The sequence below is a fragment of the Roseomonas mucosa ATCC BAA-692 genome (genome assembly GCF_000622225.1).
In the GTDB taxonomy this organism is placed as follows: Bacteria; Pseudomonadota; Alphaproteobacteria; order Acetobacterales; family Acetobacteraceae; genus Roseomonas; species Roseomonas mucosa.
The window spans coordinates 1-3036 of the sequence record NZ_KK211415.1; the positions used below are offsets into that span (position 1 = coordinate 1).

Annotated in this window: 5 protein-coding genes; all 5 read left to right on the forward strand. The window is 66.7% G+C overall.

The genetic code is table 11. The annotated features are described in order from the left end of the window. A partial coding sequence (locus tag BT98_RS0122445) for a transposase (protein ID WP_027297513.1) occupies positions 1-277 on the forward strand: 277 nt, incomplete at its 5' end. 27 nt (positions 278-304) lie between these two features. After that, positions 305-814 carry a type I CRISPR-associated protein Cas7 gene (locus BT98_RS25750; RefSeq protein ID WP_081798720.1) on the forward strand — a complete coding sequence of 170 codons (510 nt, stop codon included), beginning with the start codon at positions 305-307 and terminating at the stop codon, positions 812-814. A gap of 10 nt (positions 815-824) precedes the next feature. Next, positions 825-1469: a CRISPR-associated protein Cas4 gene (gene cas4, locus BT98_RS0122455; protein WP_019463381.1), complete on the forward strand. Its 645-nt coding sequence runs from the start codon at positions 825-827 to the stop codon at positions 1467-1469. Positions 1470-1482: 13 nt separating this feature from the next. Next, positions 1483-2514 carry a type I-C CRISPR-associated endonuclease Cas1c gene (gene cas1c / locus BT98_RS0122460; protein ID WP_410527991.1) on the forward strand — a complete coding sequence of 344 codons (1032 nt, stop codon included), beginning with the start codon at positions 1483-1485 and terminating at the stop codon, positions 2512-2514. 9 nt (positions 2515-2523) lie between these two features. Then, positions 2524-2814, forward strand: coding sequence for a CRISPR-associated endonuclease Cas2 (gene cas2 / locus BT98_RS27035; protein WP_081798721.1), 291 nt, complete (start codon positions 2524-2526; stop codon positions 2812-2814). Positions 2815-3036: the final 222 nt, after the last annotated feature.

Genomic DNA, 3036 nt, shown 5'->3' on the forward strand with positions numbered 1-3036 from the left:
CGACAACCTGCGGGTCCACCGCGCCAAGCCGGTCACGGCCTGGGCGAAGGCCAATGCCGAGCGGATCGAACTGTTCTACCTCCCGCCCTACGCCCCGGAGCACAACCCAGACGAGTTCCTCAACAACGACGTCAAGCAAGCCATGGCAAGACGCCCGGTGCCCAGGGACAAGGCTTCGCTGAAGGCCGGCCTGACCGCCTACATGCGCGGACTGCAGCGCCGCCCCGCCAAGGTCCGGGCCTTCTTCCAGGCCCCTTCCGTCCGCTACGCCGCATAGACAACATGATACCTTTTTGAGGGCCGGATTAGTACCTTCGCCACCTCGGTCGAGCCGGTGCTGCCGCTGGAGATTTCCATCACCCGTCTCGCCGCCACCACCGAGAAGGATGCGGAGGAGAAGGGTGGCCGCACCATGGGCCGCAAGCACATTATCCCCTACGGTCTCTACCGCGCGCACGGCTTCGTTTCCGCGCCACTCGCCTCGCATCCGGTCAAGGGCACGGGCTTCTCCGAAGCCGATCTCGACCTGCTGTTCGAGGGGCTGATGCAGATGTTCGAGCATGACCGCTCCGCCGCCCGGGGCGAGATGGCCACGCGACGCCTGGTGGTGTTCCGGCACGCCACGGCGCTGGGCAATGCGCGGGCCAGCGACCTCTTCGACCGGGTGCGCTGCTGGCGGCGCAAGGGGGAGAGCCGCCACCCCGTGGGCGCGGAGACGATCGACAACTGGCCTGCCGCCCGCAGCTTCGCTGATTACGACATCACTGTCGATCGCGACGGGCTGCCGGAGGGGGTGGAGGTGATCGAGCGTTGAGCGTCGTACCATGCCGGTTCCCCATCATCCGGAGGCCGAGGACGGGCTGATCCCGCTCTCGGCGTTGCAGCACCAGATCTTCTGCCCGCGGCAATGCGCGCTTATCCATGTGGAGCAGCTCTGGGCGGAGGATGGCGCGACCGCCGAGGGCAGGCTGCTGCACGAGCGGGTGGATGCCGGAAAGGGCGAGACGCGGCCAGGCCTGAGGGTCGCCCGTGGGATCGCCCTGCGCTCCCTGGCGCTGGGCGTGGTGGGCAAGGCAGATACGGTGGAGTTTCGTGGCCGCCCGCCACAGCCTTATCCTGTCGAATACAAGCGCGGCCGTCCAAAGGCGCACCGGGCGGATGAGGTGCAGCTCTGCGCCCAGGCCGTCTGCCTGGAGGAGATGTCCGGCACGACCATCCCCGAGGGTGCCCTGTTCTACGGCCAGACCCGGCGCCGGGTCGTGGTGCGTTTCGACAAGGCGCTGCGGGCTCTGACGGCTGCCACGGCGGAGGCGGCGCGGGCGAACATCCTGGCGGGGGTGACGCCACCGCCGGTGCTGCAATCGGGCTGCCAGCGTTGCTCGATGAGCGACCTGTGCCAACCCGCCCGTCTGGAGAAGCCGCCGAAGGTTGCCGCCTGGCTCGCGCGGCAACTGGCGGCGGGGGAGTGATCCGATGCGGCGCATGCTGAACACGATCTACGTCACGCGCGATGCAGCCTGGCTGCGCAAGGACGGTGCCAACCTCGTGGTCGAGGTGGAGGGTGAGGAGGTCGGCCGTGCGCCGCTCCACATGCTGGAGGGGCTGGTCACCTTCGGACGTCCCGGCTTCTCGCCCGCCCTCATGGCGGCCTGTGCGGAGGGCGGCATCACCATGTCCTGCCTCGACCCGAACGGGCGCTTCCTGGCGCGGATCGAGGGCGCACGCAGCGGCAACGTCCTACTTCGCCGCGCGCAGTACCGGTTGGCGGATGATCCGACGCGCGCTGTGCCGATCGTGCGCGGCATCGTGTCGGCAAAGGTGGCGAACCAGCGCGTCGTGTTGCTGAGAGCATTGCGTGACCATGGCGCCGTCATGGAGGCACCGGTGCGGGAAACGCTGGAACTCTGTTCCGCCCGGTTGTTGGATCAGGCGCGCCGAATCCTGCTGGCGGCAGACATCGACCTGTTGCGCGGCCTGGAAGGTGAGGCGGCCGCGCTGTATTTCGGCGTCTTCGGGCACCTGGTTCGCGCTACGGACGCCGCCATGGGTTTCACCGGTCGTTCACGCCGGCCTCCGCTGGATCGCATGAACGCGCTGCTTTCCTTCCTCTATGCCATGCTGGGGCATGATTGCCGCGGCGCGCTGGAGGCGCATGGGCTGGACCCACAAGTGGGCTTCCTCCATCGTGACCGTCCTGGTCGCGCCGGGCTGGCGCTGGACCTGATGGAGGAGCTGCGGCCGGTGCTGGCCGATCGCCTGGCGCTGAGCCTGGTGAATCGCGGACAGCTGCGGGCTGGGGATTTCGTCGTGGAGGAGGCCGGCGGTGTGCGCCTGACCGACGACGCCCGCAAGCAGGTGCTGATCGCTTGGCAGGAACGCAAGCGCACCACGCTGCGGCATGGCTTTCTGGGTGAGGCCGTACCGCTTGGGTTGGTCCCTTACCTACAGGCACAGCTTCTGGCTCGCCACCTGCGCGATGATTTGGATGGCTATCCCGGCTTCTTCTGGAAGTAGGCCAAAGCCATGCTCATGCTCATCACCTATGATGTCAGCACCGTGACGCCAGCGGGACGTCGCAGGTTGAGACGTGTGGCTCGTGCCTGTCTCGACCATGGTCAGCGGGTGCAGAATTCCGTGTTCGAATGCGAAGTTGACCCGGCACAGTGGGCCGCGCTACGCGCGCGTCTGATGGCCGAGGTTGATCTGGAGCAGGACAGCCTGCGTTTCTACCGCCTCGGCGCTTCGGGCAGAGCCCGGGTGGAACATATGGGTGCAAAGCCCGTTCTGGATCTGGAAGGACCATTGGTCTTCTGAGATGACACAATTTGCGCGATCCGGTAGCGACCATGCCGTGGCGTGGTGGCTCGCGGAGCGCTGAACTCATTGAAAACAGAAGAAGAGTTTGTATAAGCGGAAAGACGCTGCCGGACCGACCTAGGCTTCCACCCTGGTTCGCGACGAGTGGCGGGCAAACCATGGAGCTTTCACAGAAAAAAGTGCCGGGGTCGCTCCCCGTGCGGGAGCGTGGATCGAAAC

Coding starts and splice junctions, on each gene's coding strand:
- cas4 (WP_019463381.1), top strand. CDS start 825: ATGCCGGTTCCCCATCATCCGGAGGCCGAGGACGGGCTGATCCCGCTC.
- cas1c (WP_410527991.1), top strand. CDS start 1,483: ATGCTGAACACGATCTACGTCACGCGCGATGCAGCCTGGCTGCGCAAG.
- cas2 (WP_081798721.1), top strand. CDS start 2,524: ATGCTCATGCTCATCACCTATGATGTCAGCACCGTGACGCCAGCGGGA.